Origin of the sequence: Lacipirellula limnantheis (assembly GCF_007746075.1) — a bacterium.
In the GTDB taxonomy this organism is placed as follows: domain Bacteria; phylum Planctomycetota; class Planctomycetia; order Pirellulales; family Lacipirellulaceae; genus Lacipirellula; species Lacipirellula limnantheis.
The window spans coordinates 1,180,445-1,198,430 of sequence record NZ_CP036339.1; the positions used below are offsets into that span (position 1 = coordinate 1,180,445).

The following is a 17,986-nucleotide window of genomic DNA, read 5'->3' on the forward strand; positions in this document are numbered from 1 at the left end:
GGTCCTCAGCACCTACCCTCCCTCCCCTATTTGACCTTAACAGTATCAGCGGTCTGTTGTTCGTTGGCGGGCCGAGCGAAATGCTCGCGGGGCTTGAAGCGCGGCAGTTCACCGACAGGTCTCGCACGAAGTGGCAGCCTCGTTGAGAAGGAGCGAGGGTTCGTTTGCCTGCGCAATTCATTTGTCGGCGTCCGCGCAGGTGCGCTGCATCGGTCGTGTCGACGCTTATTCTGAACTCCGCGCATTTGGTTCCGCCGCTTCAAATACTAGTCTCAAGGCGAGATTCTGCGCCTGCCGACTGTAGTCAATCGACTCTCCCAGGATGCGCATCGCTTCCTGATCCGCATGGAACCCCATCGAGTTCTCACTGCTGATAAAATCGAGTCGCCACATCGCTTGCCGTTGCAGCTTCTCTAGGTCAGCTGGAATTTCTCCGGTCGCGCTCGCCGCCTTGGCGGCCTTAATGGCGTCCAGCATGTCAGTCATCGCGCTGGCGGCCCGATCGAGTTGCTCCCTCGTCCGCGATTGGATGAGGTCGACGCGCCCGCGGAGTTCCGCCTCGGGGACGTTGTGGCACGATTGGCAGGCGCGGTTGATGTTATGGAGGGGGCTGCGCACCCAATGGCTGCTGACTTTCATTGCTCCCTGACGCTCGTATGGCATGTGACAGTCAGCGCAGCTTACTCCGCTACGGGCATGGATGCCCTGGCTCCAAAGCTCGAACTCGGGATGTTGCGCCTTTAGCACATGGGCGCCCGTTTCACCATGTTCAAAATCGTAGAAGGGCGTGCCGTCGGGGAACTTGTGGTCGGCGTAAGTCGCCTCGATTTGCTCGACCTGAAGCCCATTGCTCCAAGGGAAGAAGAGCGTTTCCTTGGAGCCGCAGTAGTATTCGACATGGCATTGGCCGCAGACGAAGCTACGCATTTCTTGGCGCGAGGCGTCGACGTTGGGGTCGTACGGGCGGCGGCGGTCGCCGGCGCGCCAACGCTGGACGCTTGGCAAGTGAGGAACGTCGGCGTCGCTTTCGGCGAGCGCGGCAATGCCGCGGACGAATCCAGGACGCGTGACGCGGACCTGCATCGTCTGGGGATCATGGCAATCGACACAACCGACTGGGTGAGCAGCGCCGCCTTGGTGAGCGTCGACGTCAGAGTTCTCCTCGACGTTCGCGGTGACTGATGATTCCTGGGAGCGTCGCGAGGCGAGCGAGCCGTCCGGGGTCTTCAGTAACTCGGCATGCGCGGTTGGGTAGTCCATTGCCGCAACGACTTCGAATCCCGACATCACGGCTGGCCAGTTGAACTCGGAGCCGAGCGAGGCTGGGTTGGAAGGTTTTCCGGCCGCTTCGAGTCCCAGACGACGATAGGTAGGGGCAATTGCGGCGTGGCAGTGGAGACAGGCGCCCGACTGGGGACGCTTCGTGACGCGCTCGGTCGCTTCTTGGTCGCCGAGCATGTAGGCGTGGCCGCGGGCTTCACGATAGTCGAGGCTGAAGGCGTAGCCAGCGTAGAGCCGTTTGAGCCAGGGGTCTTTCTCAAGCTTACTAGGGGGCAACGCGCTCGAGCCGCCATGCTCAGTTTCGTCGTCGTCGACCGTGCGGCGATATGAGTCGAACTGCAAGGGCCAGTTCATGCCCCAGGGCTCGGTATCGGTCGTCGTTTCGTCGACTTCGACGAGGCGGACGAAGGGCGTCCGCGCTTCTTGGCGATGTTCGAAAATTGTCACGAGCAGGGCGGTGACGAGGAAGGTGATCGCCGCGACGATGGCCAAGAGACCGGCCCAGAGGAGGCTGCGACGCCGCGGGGGCGCAACGAATGGGGAGGTCGGCGGAGCTGGTTCGCCATTCATGGTGGTCTCGCTTGAGGAAGCGTTTAGCGTCGAAGGAGGAGAGCTTTGTTAACGCAATGCGTGGCCGACTTCGCTGTGACAGTGAACGCAAGCGGGGAGTTCGCCGTAGGGCCCGCCGATCGAAAGTTCGTGCACGAAGTCGGCATGACAGTGAATGCATGTTCCTTGCGTCACGCGGCGATTGCGGGGTTTGATCTGAATCGGATCATGGTAATTCTCGAGTGTGAACGCCAACGAATGGAAGAAACCGTTGTCTCCCTTGGTGACCCATTTGCCGATCGGATGGTGAGGCAGGTGGCAATCGTTGCAGACCGCTACGTGGCGGTGGCTGCTGTTCTGCCACGAGTCGAAGTGACTCTGCATGACGTGGCAGTTGGCGCAGGTGGTGGGATTGTTGCTGAGATAGCTCCACCCCTTGCCGTAACCGAAGGTGAAGGCGCCGACGCCTCCCAGGACGCCGAGCATGATGGCCAACGAGACTGTCCAGGGTCGCCAGCGCCGACGTGCGGACGGACCGGAGTCATTGATTTCTCTCTGCGTGGGCGGCGCGGTGGCATCCAAATTAGTTGGTCCTCGCCGGGGCGAAGCAGCGCAGAACGAGTTGGAGAGAAAACTGTCAGTCCGCTGGGACTTAAGCTCCGCACGAGCAACGAGGTACGCATTCTAGCAAGGCGAAGCACGTTCGGAAGCGCGTTGGCATGTACTACCGTCGGTCGTGGCTGCTCACTCTGGCGTCCGCCCGCTACGCTGAAGCTGATCAGGCAGTGCGAACACAGACAATCCAGCAAATGAGGCTGAATGCAGCGAGCAGCACGAATCCCCAACTGAACGTGCCTAAGACTTCTCTTATGCCGCCAAGGGCAAGCGGCGGGAAAAAACCGCCAAGTCCGCCGGCTGCACCCACAAGCCCAGTGACGCTGCCCACTGAACTAGGAAAGTAGTCGGGCACCAGCTTAAACACCGCCCCATTGCCAAGGCCGATCGCGGCGGCCATTCCTAAGGCCCCGATGGTGAACGTGCTCATCATCGGGCACGCCATGAAAAGTGCCATCAGAGCCGTCATCGGAAAGACGTAAAGCAGAATGCGACGGCCGCCGATACGGTCGGCAAGGACACCCCCGATTGGCCGCATGAAGGTCGCAAGCACGACAAAACCCGCTGTGCGAAGTCCTGCGTCGCGGGGGTTAAGTTGAAACATGTCGGTAAGAAAAATCGGCAAGTAGATAGCCATCGCCACAAAACCGCCAAACGTCAAGAAGTAGTAGAGGCTGAGAATCCAGCTCATCGGATTACGCAGCGGCTCGGCATAGTCCGCCCAAGACTTTGCGGGTCCGCAACGCGGAGCGTTTTGGGCAAACGCGAAGTAAACGGCAACCCAAAGCAACGTTGCCAGTGCGAAGCTCCAAAATCCCCAGGCGTAACCAGCGGCCGCTGCAATCGTCGGCGCTCCGAATGCTGCTAGCGATTGGCCGATGTTTCCCGCTCCGTAGACGCCGAGCGCGCTGCCCTGTTTTTGGGGCGGGTACCAGCCGCTCACAAAGGCGACCCCCACGGAAAAACTCGCTAGGCCAATTCCCAGAAAGAATCCGCACACAAGCAATTGCCAGTACTGCGTGACCCAGCCCATCAGGACGGCGGGAACGATCGCGGCGCACATCACTGCCAGAAAAACAGCTCGGCCGCCGAGGCGGTCGGTCAAGATCCCAAGAGGAATCCGACCCAGACTTCCTAGCAGTACGGGAACTGCGATCGCTACGCTAACTTGCAGGCTGCTGAGTGTGAGTCGCTCGCGCAGGATTGGCATCATGGCTGAGGCGGAGCCAAAGATCGCAAAGCAACACGCGAAGGCGCCGGTGGCCAGCGTAAGCTGGAGAGTATTGCCTGTGGCCAAGACAGTGGAGTCTGCTGGCAACGAATGGTCGACGGCGGTGGCGGACATGGAATGACAATCGTTCGGTTTAGGGATTTGGGCGTTCGATGCGATACAGATATCTCAGCAAACCTAGATTCAGGGCTAAACAGACGGCGCTCGCGCCGGCAGCAGGCCGGATGACTCCTTCGTCGCCGCCGAGATAGGCGTTCATCGTGGCGGTCAGCAGCCACAACTGCAGAATGACGAGGATCAGCACGATGCACAGGATACCGTAGACGACGGTGAGTCGTTGCTGCCTGCTAAATATTCTCTTCACACCACCCTCCGTTCCACGCCGGTGGCGTAAACGCCATCGCGGCGAACTCGGAGCGTAATGCGCGGCAACGGTCGTCGTGGCGGGCCGGCCGAGGGTCGACCGGTAGTCATGTCGAAAAAACCACGGTGACACGGGCAGAGAAGTTGATTGGCGTCGAACTCTGGCGTGACGGCGCACGCCAGGTGCGTGCATTTCTGGCTGTAGGCCACGAATTCATTTTCGTTAGTCCGAATCAATAAGCATGGCTCCGACTCGTCAGGATAGTGAAACACAAGCGCCTGCTTGACTGCCAGTTGTTGGCGATCGGCGATCTTGACGATGGGCGGCTCGCCGCGACGTTTCCGTCGCCAGTTCTGAAAGGCGATGGTGCATTGTCCCACAACGAATGCGAAGCTTGTGAGGCATAAAAACTTCGTAAAGTCGCGCCGCGCCACGTAATGGTCTTGCGGCCAATCGATCGGAAAGTCACGCCGCCAACGAGGCTGCTGGCCATCGGATTGCCGGTCCGGGGGGACAGTGTGCAATTCGGGGTCGGAATCAATCATCGTGAGTCATCCCCGTCAAAAGTCGGTAAGGATATTGAGGAACATGTCTTGTCCGGTCGGATATTCTTCGAGGGCGGCCGCCACATCGATATAGGCTGGGGTTCTCGCTTTGGGGGCCATCATGTGAACTTTCGTGTTGATCACCTGCCGACCAAATTGGAACTGGTTTACGGGAGTCGCCGTCTGGCGAAGCGATTCAATTTCACTGCGCGTCCCGAAATGCAGGGCGCCGCTCGGGCAAACAGTGGCGCACATCGGTTTCTTGCCGACCGATGTCCGGTCGTAGCACATGTCGCACTTCATCATGAGTTCGAACTCAGTCTTCATCTTCGGGACGCCGAACGGACAGGCCAGTACGCAGTTATTGCAGGCGATGCAACGCGGTTTGCGAGCCGTCTGCACCACGCCGTCGGCCGTCCTTTTGATTGCATCGGCGGGACAGACTTCGGCGCAGGTCGGACTGTCGCAGTGCATACAGACGACGGGTACGGTCTGCGGCGTCAACTCGCGGTCAATGTATTCGAGATGGATCATCGAGTGTCCGCGGTGCGTATCGCACTCGCTGCACGCATGAACGCACGCCTGGCAGCCAATGCAACGGCCTGGATCAATGAAGAACTCGCGATTCTCGGAAGCGAACATCGGGGCTTGTTCGTCCTATTGTTGGGGCTCAAGTTGCCGCGCGTAGGCGGGCGGTTCTGCAGCTTTGGAGACTCGCACCGCACATACCTTGTACTCAGGAATTTTCGAAATCGGGTCTTGCGCTGCGATCGTCACTTGATTGATGCTCTTTAGTCCTGACCAATGGTAGGGAACGAAAACGGTGTCGGGGCGAATGGTTTTGACAATTTGAGCACGGACTGTGCACGAGCCGCGTCGCGATTCGACCGTCGTCCAGTCTTGATCGCCGATGCCAAGAGTCGCCGCGAGCTGGGGATGCAACTCGACGCGAGGCTCGGGGTACTGATCGACCAGCGGGCCAATCCGCCGCGTTTGGGTTCCCGAGAGAAAATGGCTAACCACGCGCCCCGTGGTCAGCATGATGGGGTACTCCGAGTCGACGTCTTCCGCAGGCGGCGAATAGGTCGCGACATTAAAGCGCGCCTTACCGTCAGGGAAATAAAAGGGGCCTGAGCCCTGCGCGACGGGATTCCAGGATCCACGTTCGAATAGCCGCGGCGTGCCAGGATGGTCGACGGCCGGGCAGGGCCAGAAGACGCCCATTTCTTGCTCAACTCGGGCGTAGGTAATCCCGGCGTAGTCAGCGACGCCGCCCGCCGATGCGCGCCGTAGTTCCTCAAAGATCTCTTGCGGGCCGTCGAACGTGAAGCCGCGCTCTCGGCCTAGTACACGCGCGATATCCTGAATAATTCGCCAATCTTGCCGAGCGTCGCCTGGCGGATCGAGACACTTGTTGATCTTGATGACGCGGCCTTCGGCGCTGGTGACCAATCCCTCGTCTTCTTCCTGGAGCGAACCTGGCAGTACGATATCAGCGTGGCGCGCGCTTTCATTGAGGAAGAAGTCGATGGCGACGTAGAAATCGAGCTTATCGAGCATCCGGGCCACAAAGTTGTTATCCGGAAGCGACACTTTGGGATTGAAGCAAATGCTCAGCAGACCGCGAATCTCGCCGCGATCGATCTTGCGAAAGATCTCGTAGGCGTCGACTCCTTTGCCAGGGAGTTCGTCAGGCGAAATGCCCCAGACGCCAGCCACGTGGGCGCGATGTTCAGGGTTGTCGATGTCGCGCCCGCCGGGCAACTGATCGCACTTTTGTCCGTGCTCGCGCCCGCCCTGGCCGTTCGCCTGGCCGGTGATCGTGGCGTAACCGCAACCTTCGCGACCGATGCGGCCGCTGGCTAAGACCAGATTGATCGCTCCGAGGACGTTCTGCACGCCATGCGAATGGTGCTCGATGCCCCGCGCGTGCAGCAAGAAGCTCGTCTTCGCCGGCCCCCACATCTCAGCGGCTTGGCGGATGGCTCGTTCCGTAATGCCGGTAACGTCGGCCGTTCGCTGCGGCGTCCAGGGTTTGACGTGTTCGGCCACGTGGTCGAAACCGACAGTGTGTTGCTCGATGAACTCATGGTCTAGCCAGTCGTGTTCGATTATCAAGTGGAGAATGCCGTTGAACAACGCGGCGTCGCGGCCGGGCTTCACTGGTAAGAATAGGTCGCATGTTCGCGCGAGCGGCGTGATGCGTGGATCGACGACGATGACCTTGGCGCCTTGCTCGCGAGCTTGCCAGACGTAGTTGGTCGTAATCGGCGCGCACTCAGCGACATTAGCCCCGGCGATGAGGATCACGTCCGCCAGAGGGATATCGGACCAGGGATTGGCGGCGCGATCGATGCCGAAGGACTTCTTATTGCCGGCGCCCGCGCTCACCATGCAGAGCCGGCCGTTGTAGTCGATGTTCGCCGTACGCAGGCACATGCGGGCGAATTTGCCCATCAAGTAGGTTTTCTCAGTTGTAAGACTCGCGCCGCTGAGCAAGGCGAACGCATCGCGACCATGCGTCGCTTGAATTCGCTCGATCTCGCCGGCAACGCGAGCAATGGCCGCCTCGTAGCCAAGTGGGCGAAAACCTCCAGGCGCGGAAGAGTCTCGCTCGTACGCCGTCAACAGTCGATCGGGATGAGCCCCCTGCAAGTAGCGCCGAATTCCCTTTGGGCAAAGCATGCCCTTGTTGAACGGGAACTCCTCCCATGGCTCAAACCCGACAACGGCATTGTCCTTCACTTTCAGTTGAATGCCGCATTGCTGGCCGCAGAAGCAACAGTGGGTCTTGACGACCTGATCGGGGTCGCCAGCGGTATCCAAGCGGGCGCCAGTCGGATAACTTCGGTGTGGGCCGAAGTGCTCGATCGTCTCGTGCAGCGTGACCGGTTCAGTCGCCATGGCTAAGCGTCGACCTCTTCTGAGAGAGCATGGTCAGTTGTGGAGAAGTCGTCGCGACATCGAACGTCAACTGTTCGCCGCCTCGTACGCCTGTCCAGAGATTGGCCTGTGCAATGGCGAGCAGCGTCCGACGGCAGCGGGGGCAGATCCACTGGTAGTGCTCGACGGTTTCGTCAGTCAACTCGTAGCGATAGCCCAATCGCTGTTCGACTTCGATCAGGTCCTCGACATGCATGCGCGAGGCAAAATCCTCGTCGCAGCGGCGACAGATGGCTCGTTCGGAGCGGGCGCCAATCTCTTTGTAGAAGCTGACGCCGAGTTGGGCCGGACGCTGAAAAATGTGAAAGAACTTGCCGAACGGGAGCCACAATAGCGTGAGAATCACCGTCACCGCGTGCAAGATGGCAATGAAATCGTAGCCATACCCTCGCATCCAGGTATAGCTTGCCGTGAGCATGAGCCCTGTGACGCTAATGGCGAACAACGCGATGAGCGGAAGATAGTCCTCGCCAAACTGTTGCAAGGCCGCGGCTCCGTGATCCGTCATGCGGCGTTTCATCGCGAGCATGACGCCGGCAATCACCAGGAACGAAGCCCAAACCAGCCCATGAAACACGATGAAACCGATCCAGGAATGAATCGGGAAAGCCAACGTAGGAAAACCGAAGACGAAGGCGCGGTAAGACTGGAGGTCGCCCGGGACGGTGGCGAAGTGGACCCAGCCGAAAACCAAAGGGAAGGTAATCGCCGCCGCGAGCACACAGCCCCACATCAGCAGCCAGTGCGCGGCGCCGCGGAGTTTGCTGCGTCGCCAAATGAACGCATTGAGTGCAAACATGACGCCGACTCGACGCGTTAACTGAATCAGGTTCAGGCCAAGGTGACGCGGCTGCAGAAAGAGTTGCCAACCGCGGACCCAGTAACGCCATGTCGGCGGTCGTTGCAGCCACATGGCGTAGCGATACGCGATGCCGAAGGTAGCGAACAATGTCGCAAAGGTATAACCAACGAGAGCGGCGTCGAAATGCGCTAGATTGCGCGAACCAAGAACGATCAACACGGCCAACGCGGACGTGATGGCTATGCCGCAGAGGATCGCGCGTGCCCGTTCCATCGATTCGCATCCAACCGAACAGTTTGTGGTCGATAAGGTCCCAAAACTCTGATCGAGATCATCGGAGTCGCCGACCGCTAGCTTTGTACTGCTCCAGATTTCAATAGCAGCAGCAACATGACGACTGGAGTCTTCGCGCGAATGCTATGCGGGGTGTGTGGCGGCATGTGAATCCAGCAGCCGGGTCCTGCAGCGATCGGATCCGAGCCGAGCGTCACGTCCGCCTCGCCTGAAAGGAAGTGCATTACCGCCGGCGTCGCCGCGGTATGCTCTGAAAGCTCTTGGCCGGCTGCGAACCCAAACAGCACAGCCTTCAAATGGTCGTCTTGGTGGATGGTGTGGCTGAGCGTTCCGTCCGGCGGAAGCGCGACGGTATCTACGAGGTCGGCGATGACTTTGTAGCTGGCTTGCATGATCAGTCTTCCTTCGTCTTGATAGCCACGATGGCGACGGCGGCCAGATGGCGCCGATACTTGCGGAACACACAGCGCATCGTAAGCACGCGGCGGCGAGCAGCGGGCGTCCGGGCCACATTGAATGCAAATCGCAGCGCGCGTGGCAACCCTTCATCGCGAATGACGCGAAGCGGTTCCAATAAATGCATCGGCGCCAAGTCAACGTTGGAGATGACGAAGCCCGCCGATTCCAACAGCGCACGCCATTCTGCAAGAGTCAGCGGTCGTACGCCCACGTGAATCTCATCCGATAGATCGGCTGCGATCGCATGGCGGATCTCGCCAGGAACATCATCCGGCTGCAAGCAGAGCTCGTGAATTCCGTACCGTCCGTCGGCACGCAGCAGTCGAGCAGCCTCGTTCACGATCTTGGCTTTGGCGGAAGGCGGTTGCATCGAGAGCATCGCTTCGCCATACACGACGGTGGCCGACTCGCTCCCGAGTCCGGTCTGCTCGGCCGTTCCGGGAACGCATCGCTGATGCGGGCCCGTAAGGAGTCGGCTCACTTCCGACGCGGCAGCCTGATCCCGTTCAACTGCGGTGTAAGTGGCGGGACGACGCGTCAGCGTCAAGCGAGTCGTTTCCCCGAGCCCGGGCGCGAACTCGACAACATCGTCGATCGGTTCAATTTGGAGTTCCCGAAGCAGTCGCTCCGTTAACTCGCGACCACCGGGGCGCAGCACGCGCTTGCCCATCTTGGCTAGCAACCAATGTCCAGGCATTTTCGCGACTGTTTCGATACGCGGAACGGCGCCAAGTGGGTGACTCATCAGTTCCTCCCTAGGCGGCGATTCAAGATGTTTCTCATGGGTCAGGTCGGAGGCTTTCGGCCAGGGGAATGAAGGACGTGCGTTTGGCGCCGGCTCCGGTGGCGGCTTGGCATCTGTCACCTCATCGACCTCGCTAATTCTACACCTGTACGTATATGTTTCAAGTCGTGTATTATTTTGAGAGGAGGTGACTTGAGGCTTAGAGCACGGTGCCTTCGGCATTGCGATTCGTCGTCCGCGGCGACTTATGGGCCGCAAATGTTCCGTCGAGCACGGCTGATATTTAAAAAATAGGATGTCGATCAATCACCTAAGTCTGCAAAAAACTTTAGAGCCGGGCACGCTGCCCAGCTCTAAAGTCGTAGAATCCGGCCGTCGGTCAAGCAACCGTTGCCGTGGCTTCGTCCGCACAACGAGTCTGAGAGCCGAGTCCCGAAGCGTCGCGAATAGCGTTTGCGATTAGCTGCGTCGGGACCGCCTGACGAGTTGGAAATTGAGCGACCTCGGCAAACATTGCTGTCGCGCGGCCCAGATCGTCATTGACCCACCGAAGTGGGAATAGCACGAGCCCGTCGTGTTCGCGCCGAAACTTCGCGAGCATAGCCTGAGGGTTCATGCCAAACTTGGCGCAAAGGGCTTCGAACTCCGGTCCGCAGCCGATCACGCCGTCTGCAACGCTGCGGTGGAACCCAGCCCAAACAGCGGGCATCTTCATCGTCGCCTGCCGCAATCGCTGCGGGTGCGACTTGGCCTGCTCAATCCGGTGATCGAGCCGCATTGCGAGCGCCAACAGCTGAGCGCTGCGCAAATCAATCCGCATCCCCCTGGCGAACGGCTGTGGACGCAACATGAGATCTTTGCGGAACAACGTGTTCGTGGACGAGAACCATTGAATCTCGCCGTTGGCAATGACCTCAGGGCGATATCCAACAACCCGAACGGCCGTCCGACCTCCGTCAAAATATTCGTCTTGGACGACCACGATCGCCAACCGCGACATTTCCACGAAATCACCCGTGCGTGGGCAGTCCAGCATCCAGCCGACGGCCGCTGCACACCGCAGCGGTCGTGGCACGCGCGGTGCCGCGCGGATGCTCATTTGCTTGCGCCATCGACGCCTCAACTCAGTTCCAGTCACTGCGTACATTGTCGGTCTCCCTCTATTTGACGAACGGATCGATGCACTATTCACGGATGGCCCCGTCCCAGTCGAGATACGGAAGCCCAATCGCAGGCTCGGGATCGAAGTCGACGTCGATCGGGTTCGCGCTTGAAAAGCCGCGCGTGGCGATTGTGAACCGCGATTCGCCGGTCGCTGCCGCGACCGCGTTGGTAAGCGCCCGCTGATCGGCGCGGATGAGCCCCGCTGGGGCACGACTCTGACACAACTCCATTGCACGCTCCTTTCAGGATGAGGAAGGCTTCCCAACTACGAGGAAGCCTGCGGGCTAATCGCTCCGCAATCCTTTATGCCGCGTTCGACCCGTCGATTTAGCCAACGCGCTTTGTAGTTCCATCGCGGCACGCGAAGCGTTGCCGTGGTCCCGTCCCACACTGCTGCCCCGTCATACGCGGGTGCTGCTAGTCCCCTTCACCTGTACTCGAAAGGAATCTATGCCCCGCGAAAGGCCAGAAAAGAAATCACCGCCTACCGAACAGCGAGATGCCGTCGATCAATTCCTTGATCTGCTCGCGCGATTGATTGCGAGAGAGCATCTCCGGAAATCGCGAGAAGAGTTGCCCGCACCGGCGCAGGTCGAAGAGGGCACAACCAAAACCTCACGGAGGAATGCGAATGCTAGTAAGAAGGCCACCTAGTCCCGATGAACAGAACGCCTACTATCAAGCGGGGGCGGCGGTGATCGCCCGCCACTACGATATCCCGGTGCTCCGCGTGGCGCTGGAAGGCGGCTCAGGGGCCGGTTCGCTGCCAAAGCTTGCGCCGCTGGAACTGCTGTGCGTTAAGTGCCAGTCTTCGGCGAAGCGCACCGGCCTTATTGAAAGTTACGTCACCACCCTCTTGGCGGCCTCAGTTGGGCGGCTGCTTCACGTTGAGCAATGCTTCGGTTATCAACGCCAATGCAATGGGCAAAAGCATCTGGAGCGTCGGGCGATGCTCAGCGCCCTGCACGGGGATGATCCCTTAAGTGACCGAGCGTGTTACCTTGCCTTCACCCAGCTCACAGCTTGCGACGGGGGCGACGCGGACGCGACTGTTATGCGCCTTTGGCGGCAGGCTAACCGACTCCTGCGCGCGGGTCCGCACTGCCAGTTTCACCAGAATTTGGCCCTTAGTTTGATGAAGTCGCGAGAGCTCTTCGTGGCGGAGATCTTGGAGGCAATGGATTGAGACGCGGTAGAGGCCTGCGCCGGGCAGACAGAGCTTGGCCTTCCTTTGCGAGCTTGCACGATAATCGCTTTGCGCCAACAGGAAGTTGTCCGCCCTGAGACGACGTCGCAGCCAGCCAACCATGACTTCCGAGTTAGACCCGCACGAGTACCGTAGCCCTCCGCTAGATCCACGGCGAACGGGTAATGTGTAGCCGAATTATGTGGCGGTTGATTCTCAGGGACATTGGGCTTTGGAACAGCGAGATGTTTTGAATAAAATAAGTGTGAAGTTCTGACCGTGCTGGAATTCGCTTGAATCGTCGGCGAGCTCATAGTCTTTGCTCACTTCTCGAAATTAGGTGTGCTGGTGCGAAAGGCGTTACCTCAAGATGTTGAGGCCCTTAGGATCCTCCTCAAGACGAGTCAGGATGCTCTCGTCGCACTTATCAGTCAGCGCCGGCGCTTGGCGCAAGTCGAGGAAATCGCGATTCAATCTGCCGATGAGTCCATCTCCGGTGATGAAATTTCTCACCGGCTTGCTCTGATCGGTGATGCCGAAGTACGCGCTATGGCGAGCGATCTCTCTGACTTTACACTTCTATCGCAATTCATCGGTGACGCTGATTGGGATCAAGCCATGAGGCCCGCGAATCTGGCGAACATTCTGCAGACTGATGTGAGCCCAGAGACGCGAATGAACGATTCGCTTTCAGGAAAAGACTCTTTTGCGCTCTGGATGCATCGGTTGCGAACGGAGTCGGCTATGAGCATGATCGAACTCCTGACTAAGCTTCGGGATGACGTTCTGGAGGCGCTCGAACCAGGATCGGTGATAACTGAAAAACCGCGATGGAATAACGATGCATGCACGCTGACATTCCGTGGGGTCACGGTGCGACAGCTAAAATCGAATGCGGACCGACCAAGACAAGTACTGAACATTTTCGAAGCTCAGCAGTGGCCTACACGGATTGAGTTGTCAGCGGCGTGGGACGACAGCGATGTTCGACAAGTAGTGCAGACGCTCAACAAGGGCCTGAGTGACCTTCAATTCTACGCCGCAAACGAAAGGGGACCGGGCAAGGTTTTGTTGCCTGGTATGAAATGGTTGCCCTGCGCAACCCCTGCGCAAGCCCCTTAGACGCGCCGCCTCACGCCGCCGAAAATATCCCTGAGTAGGGGAACTCGGCGGTACTTCTTCCAGATCGATGTCTGGCTGCCGACTTCCCGCCCAGCGAGTGGGAGGAAGGCTGTGAGAATGACGCTTGAGGAGGCTCGCGAACTGCTGCGAGGAAGCGAGTATCCCCCGATCTTGCGCGCGGACGAGGCCGCGGCGCTGCTGCGCGTCCCGCTGAAGACCCTGTACGCATGGGTCGCATCAGGCCGGTTGAAAGAAAGCTGCACGAAGAAAGGGAAGCGGTTGCTGTTTTCGCGGGACCGCTTAGTCCAATCAATTTTCAACGGTAAGGAGAAGTAAACTGTCGAGTCGTAATGAGGAGCCCATCCGCATCGGTCGCGTACTGATGTACCGGAAGGGGAAAGCTAAGACCTATTGGGTCAGATTTTGGTGTAATGGCGCCGACCACAAGTTTTCACTGAAAACGCGATACAAAAGCGAGGCGCGTAAGAAGGCCACAGAGATCGCCGCACAGGTTGAAGCAGGCAACTTTCAGAAGACTGCGTTAGAACCTGAGCAGGCCCTGGCAATGAGCGATGGAGTACAGCAGTACATCCGTTACCTGCAGTCAGAAGGCAGAGCCCCGAAAACGTGGGGACGGTACCTTGGCGAATTGAAAAGCTTCACGGAATTTACGGCGACGCGAGGCGCCACGCGGATGGATGCGATCACCATGCTGCACCTTGACGACTATCGGGATCATCGTCGCCAGTCATGCAAGCCACGTACCGTCCATCATGAGTCCGTCGTCATCAAGCAGTTTTTTCGTTGGTGCCGTCGTCGCAACCTGATCGCAATCAATCCGGTTGCGGATTATGAGTTGCAGAAGCCGCGCCCAGCCAAAATGCCGAAACCGACAAACGAGCAAGTACGGCAAGTCCTTCGCGCGGCGGTGGAACCGCGGATGACGCAGTACGCCGTCCTCGCGTTTACTGGAATGCGCGTTAGCGAAATGCAGCACCTCTTGCTTTCGGACGTTGACTTGGAGGGCAACTGGGTCAGTATCGTGTCCCGAGCGGGTGCCCGGACCAAGACCCAGATGGATTGGCGAGTGCCTATTCATCCGATCTTACGCGAACTGCTACTCGCCCTTCCCAAGGGTAAACGAAAGTGGCTGTTCACGGCGGCGCGTAGCTCCAAGTTTCCCAATGGCGATCATTGGCTCAACGTTAAGACAATTAACGATGAGTTCAAGGCACTGCTAAAAACGCTGAGCATTCCGGCAGGCCGCGATCAGGACGGGTTCACCATCCATAGCCTGCGAGGGTTTTTCAAAAGTCACTGCGTCAACCATGGCGTCCCCCGCGAGGTCGTCGATAGCTGGCAGGGGCATACGATGCGCGCCACGGCGTCAGACATGTACTATTGCCTGCCCGATGACGTGAGTCAGGACTGGATGGCAAAGGTTCCGTTCAGTCTGGAATAAAATAGTCTAGCGGCGGCCCCGCAGGTGGGGCCGCCGCGATTTTTGGGCGTTTCAACCGCCCTCAAGAGCAATCAAGGAAAGTGAGGAGACATGACTATCAAAACAATCGTCTTCGCAATGGTCGTAGCAACCGTAACGAGTCTGGCCGCGATGCTCGCGCCGATGCCAGCGGTCGAACTCCCCGGGGAAAAGCGATGGGCGGCAAATCAGGGTGTTGCCGTTAACCTGGACAAATCCCGGACAGCTGCAGGACGTCAAAACGAAAACAACCCGCAAGTCCTTAGCTATCAGGCACTTGCGGGCTGCTCAGAATTGCCAGCGGAGAGGACAGGATTCGAACCTGCGAACCAGGTTTCCCCGGTCACCGATTTAGCAAACCGGCGCATTCGACCACTCTGCCACCTCTCCTGAAGGGGCGGGGCGGCTGGGCCGGTCCCGCGGTCGTTCGTTAATTCTATGTCATTTTGGCGGCTTCGCAAGGTCGGCAAATTGCGGACCATCGGCGCCGTTGCATTATCGGCCACTGCGCGGGCCAGCGACATTCGCCGGCGATTGGTAGCTGGCCAAGTCGTCGATCCAAGACTCCAGCAGCGTCGATTGGTTTGCGTTGCGATCGAGTTGTTCCTCGGCTTCCAGGCAACGATCAATGGCCGCGAGCGTGGCGTCGGCGAGCCGGCCTTCAGCAGCGAGTTGGCGGAGCGATTCGCCCAATCTGGCGGCCACGAGATGGAGCAGTTGTCGGAACCGTTGGCGACGGGCGTCGGCCTCCTTTCCGGCCGCGTTGATGAACTCGTCGACTTCGCGCGCGAGCCGGGGGGCGTCCAGTTCGCCAGATTGCCACTGCGCGACAAACCTGTCACGCATCTGCCACAGTCCTTCGTCGACAAGTTGTCGTGCCAACGCGAGACTGCCCTGGCTGCGCGACGCGAGTTGCTCGGCAGCGGCGGGGTCCTGGACGAGGCCGCCGGCGAGAATGAGATCGCGGACGGCGTCGTCGGGCAATGGCTTGAACCGAACCACCTGCGCACGAGACAAGATTGTCGGCAGTTGTCGACTGCGACTCGTACCGACGAGGATGATGACGGCGCCCGGCGGCGGCTCTTCAAGCGTCTTCAGCAAACAGTTGGCGCTCTCGGGAGTAAACCAATCGGCATCGTCAATGATTGCCACCCGTCGCCGACCCAGCATCGGGCGAAGCGAGATATCGTGGCAAAGTCCTTCCTGATTGCGTCTCTCTTGAGGACCGATGAACTGTTCGACCTTAAGAAACTTGGTCCCAGCCTGGCGTTCGACCAAGAGCAGATCGGGGTGCGTCCCTGCGTCGGCGAGGACGCACGATTCGCAGCGCCCGCATGGATTGAGTATTGCCGCGTCATGCACCGTGCAGAGCAACGCCTTGGCCAATCGCCATGCAAACGTCCGTTTCCCTATTCCTTCGGGCCCCACGAATAAGTAAGTCGTCGCCAGTCTGCCGGCCGCCAGCGTCTGGCGAAATTGCTCGACAATGGCGTCATGACCTTTAATGGTTTGCCACATGAGCAATTGCAGGAAACGGTGTGAATCGCCGTAAGGACTAAACAAGCTAGCCGGACGGCTACGCCGTCCGGGCCGCCCCGCCAAGCGAACCATGATCCCGGCTGACGCGCCCCGTCGGCCGCGAGCGGATTGCCGCAGACTCAGTTCGCCGATTGCTGCACAAATCTAGTCGCTCGCCGCATCAAGCATACCGGATGAAGCCCCGGGGCTGAATGAGGCAGGTTGCCGGCTGGCTGATACAATCTCAGTAGCGTTGCCTGAAGATCCTGCCGCCGCACGAATCGAGAGTTTCCCACGATGTCGGCGCCCTCGTCACCTTCGCCGCCGCGATTCGTGAAATGCCCCGCTTGCGGGACACGGCTCCAGGTTCACGCGGAAGACGCGGGCCGCCGCGCGAGTTGCCGCGCGTGCGGCAAGGAGTTTCGCCTGGGCGGCGTACCAAGCGCATCGGCGCCCGCCGCAGCGCCGGCTCCCAAAGAGCCTCCCCCAACCCGTCCCGCTCCCGTCCCTCGCTCTGCGCCGCCAATAAAGACGCCGGTCATTGACAACGCGCACCTCCACCCCGTTAGCTGCGAAGTCTGCCAGACGCTGATGTACGCCACCGACGCCGAGGTCGGCCAGTTGGTGAAATGTCCTGACTGCGGCCATCGAAATCGGGCGAAGCGGCGTGAAGCGAAACGACCGACGCAGCAAGTGCTGGTTCCCGACGGCGACGAGTATCAGCTCGACGAAGCGTCGGCTCCGGTTTCCACTTACGTCTACACGCCTGTTGAAGAACGGGAGAAGCAGTTCCGCGCGGCGGCCCGCGCTCGCCTCGGCATGCGATTGCCGGAGCCGCCGCAGGACGCTGAATTCGACGACGAGCGCTCGCACGGGAAGGCAAAGGAGTCAGGAAGAATGCCAGAGTGGCGGCGGCGCCCCGCCCCTGCCGATCCGCGGCGTCCCGCCATTCCGGTGGTGCAGGGCCTGCTGCGAATGATGTTCACCAGCGAAGTGATGCTGCGCTGGATGGGACTATCGATGGTTCTGACGGTGATGCTCTTCTTAATCTTGAACGTGGTAAACGCCGTCGGAAACGCGGCCGTAATGTACATGCCGCTGTTCGCCAGCGGTTGTATGCTAGCTGGAGCTTGGGTAATGAGCGCCGCGCCGCTGCTGGTGGCCATCGTCACGCAAAGCACCGACGGCGCTGATGAACTGCACGACCCGCCTAGCTGGATGGCCTTCGACGTCGCCGAAGCCGCGTTCATCGTAACGGCCGTGATGATTAGCGCGCTGCCAGCGTGGCTGGCGTCGAAGGCCGCCGCCGCCGCGCTTCCATGGGAGCAACAGCTTGCGATCGGCGCCGCCGTCTGGCTGGTGATCTTTCCATTCGTTATTCTCTCGGCACTAGAGCAAGGTTCGGCAGTAGCGATTTTCTCGCCGCGCGTGGCCGCGAGCCTCGTCCGCTGCTTCCTCCCATGGGCGACGTTTTACATCGTCTCGACGCTTGCCGTCGCCCCGGCGGGAGGGCTCGCGTACTTTCTGTTCTCGCGAGCCAACCTGTTCGCTCTCTTACCCATCCCCTGGCTCACGGTGGCGCTTATCCTGCTCTACATGCGCCTCATTGGCCGCCTCGGCTGGTGGATTGCCGACGTGATGCCTCCGTCGAATGACGTGGCCGAAGAATAAGTTTTACGCCTTTGCGT

General features: G+C 59.6%; 18 protein-coding genes and 1 tRNA gene. 5 read left to right on the top strand and 14 right to left on the bottom strand.

The features are described 5' to 3' along the window. Positions 1-225: 225 nt before the first annotated feature. The 12 genes from I41_RS04530 to I41_RS04585 form a co-directional block, all read right to left on the bottom strand. A complete protein-coding gene (locus tag I41_RS04530) occupies positions 226-1,851 on the bottom strand; it encodes an ammonia-forming cytochrome c nitrite reductase subunit c552 (protein WP_145431320.1) in 1,626 nt (541 codons plus the stop codon). 48 nt (positions 1,852-1,899) lie between these two features. Beyond that, on the bottom strand, positions 1,900-2,325 hold the full coding sequence (gene nrfH / locus I41_RS04535; protein ID WP_261342477.1) for a cytochrome c nitrite reductase small subunit: 426 nt from the start codon (positions 2,323-2,325) through the stop codon (positions 1,900-1,902). Between the two features lie 283 nt (positions 2,326-2,608). Beyond that, on the bottom strand, positions 2,609-3,790 hold the full coding sequence (locus I41_RS04540) for an MFS transporter (RefSeq protein ID WP_145431322.1): 1,182 nt from the start codon (positions 3,788-3,790) through the stop codon (positions 2,609-2,611). Between the two features lie 19 nt (positions 3,791-3,809). After that, positions 3,810-4,040, bottom strand: coding sequence for a DUF6755 family protein (locus I41_RS04545; RefSeq protein WP_145431324.1), 231 nt, complete (start codon positions 4,038-4,040; stop codon positions 3,810-3,812). Continuing rightward, positions 4,037-4,585 (bottom strand): Rieske 2Fe-2S domain-containing protein, encoded by a 549-nt coding sequence (locus I41_RS04550; protein WP_145431326.1) that lies wholly within the window; start codon positions 4,583-4,585, stop codon positions 4,037-4,039. The genes I41_RS04545 and I41_RS04550 overlap by 4 nt, the downstream gene beginning before the upstream one ends. A 15-nt stretch (positions 4,586-4,600) precedes the next feature. Next, positions 4,601-5,227 carry a 4Fe-4S dicluster domain-containing protein gene (locus I41_RS04555; RefSeq protein WP_145431327.1) on the bottom strand — a complete coding sequence of 209 codons (627 nt, stop codon included), beginning with the start codon at positions 5,225-5,227 and terminating at the stop codon, positions 4,601-4,603. Positions 5,228-5,242: 15 nt separating this feature from the next. Beyond that, positions 5,243-7,489: a molybdopterin oxidoreductase family protein gene (locus I41_RS04560; RefSeq protein ID WP_145431329.1), complete on the bottom strand. Its 2,247-nt coding sequence runs from the start codon at positions 7,487-7,489 to the stop codon at positions 5,243-5,245. Further along, positions 7,479-8,603 (bottom strand): MFS transporter, encoded by a 1,125-nt coding sequence (locus I41_RS04565; RefSeq protein WP_145431331.1) that lies wholly within the window; start codon positions 8,601-8,603, stop codon positions 7,479-7,481. The genes I41_RS04560 and I41_RS04565 overlap by 11 nt, the downstream gene beginning before the upstream one ends. Positions 8,604-8,680: 77 nt before the next feature. Continuing rightward, on the bottom strand, positions 8,681-9,016 hold the full coding sequence (locus I41_RS04570) for a cupin domain-containing protein (protein ID WP_145431333.1): 336 nt from the start codon (positions 9,014-9,016) through the stop codon (positions 8,681-8,683). A gap of 2 nt (positions 9,017-9,018) precedes the next feature. After that, positions 9,019-9,828, bottom strand: coding sequence for a class I SAM-dependent methyltransferase (locus tag I41_RS04575; RefSeq protein ID WP_145431335.1), 810 nt, complete (start codon positions 9,826-9,828; stop codon positions 9,019-9,021). Between the two features lie 379 nt (positions 9,829-10,207). Further along, on the bottom strand, positions 10,208-10,927 hold the full coding sequence (locus I41_RS04580) for a hypothetical protein (RefSeq protein ID WP_145431337.1): 720 nt from the start codon (positions 10,925-10,927) through the stop codon (positions 10,208-10,210). Between the two features lie 85 nt (positions 10,928-11,012). Continuing rightward, positions 11,013-11,222, bottom strand: a complete 210-nt coding sequence (locus I41_RS04585; RefSeq protein ID WP_145431339.1) for a hypothetical protein — start codon at positions 11,220-11,222, stop codon at positions 11,013-11,015. A 401-nt stretch (positions 11,223-11,623) separates the two neighbouring features. On the opposite strand from I41_RS04585, the gene I41_RS04590 reads away from it, so the two are divergent. From I41_RS04590 to I41_RS04605, 4 genes are all read left to right on the top strand, one after another. After that, complete coding sequence (locus tag I41_RS04590; protein WP_145431341.1) at positions 11,624-12,178, top strand: hypothetical protein; 555 nt, start codon at positions 11,624-11,626, stop codon at positions 12,176-12,178. A 342-nt stretch (positions 12,179-12,520) separates the two neighbouring features. Beyond that, a complete protein-coding gene (locus tag I41_RS04595; RefSeq protein WP_145431343.1) occupies positions 12,521-13,300 on the top strand; it encodes a hypothetical protein in 780 nt (259 codons plus the stop codon). 117 nt (positions 13,301-13,417) lie between these two features. After that, a complete protein-coding gene (locus tag I41_RS04600) occupies positions 13,418-13,636 on the top strand; it encodes a helix-turn-helix domain-containing protein (RefSeq protein ID WP_246133867.1) in 219 nt (72 codons plus the stop codon). A 46-nt stretch (positions 13,637-13,682) separates the two neighbouring features. Further along, positions 13,683-14,762 carry a tyrosine-type recombinase/integrase gene (locus I41_RS04605; RefSeq protein ID WP_145431346.1) on the top strand — a complete coding sequence of 360 codons (1,080 nt, stop codon included), beginning with the start codon at positions 13,683-13,685 and terminating at the stop codon, positions 14,760-14,762. Between the two features lie 319 nt (positions 14,763-15,081). Here the strand turns inward: I41_RS04605 and I41_RS04610 are convergent. After that, positions 15,082-15,170, bottom strand: a tRNA-Ser gene (locus I41_RS04610). A 105-nt stretch (positions 15,171-15,275) separates the two neighbouring features. Then, complete coding sequence (locus I41_RS04615; protein WP_168206690.1) at positions 15,276-16,298, bottom strand: DNA polymerase III subunit; 1,023 nt, start codon at positions 16,296-16,298, stop codon at positions 15,276-15,278. A 591-nt stretch (positions 16,299-16,889) separates the two neighbouring features. Between I41_RS04615 and I41_RS04620 the strand changes: the two genes are divergently transcribed. Further along, positions 16,890-17,969 carry a hypothetical protein gene (locus I41_RS04620; RefSeq protein WP_145431350.1) on the top strand — a complete coding sequence of 360 codons (1,080 nt, stop codon included), beginning with the start codon at positions 16,890-16,892 and terminating at the stop codon, positions 17,967-17,969. Positions 17,970-17,986 lie beyond the last annotated feature (17 nt).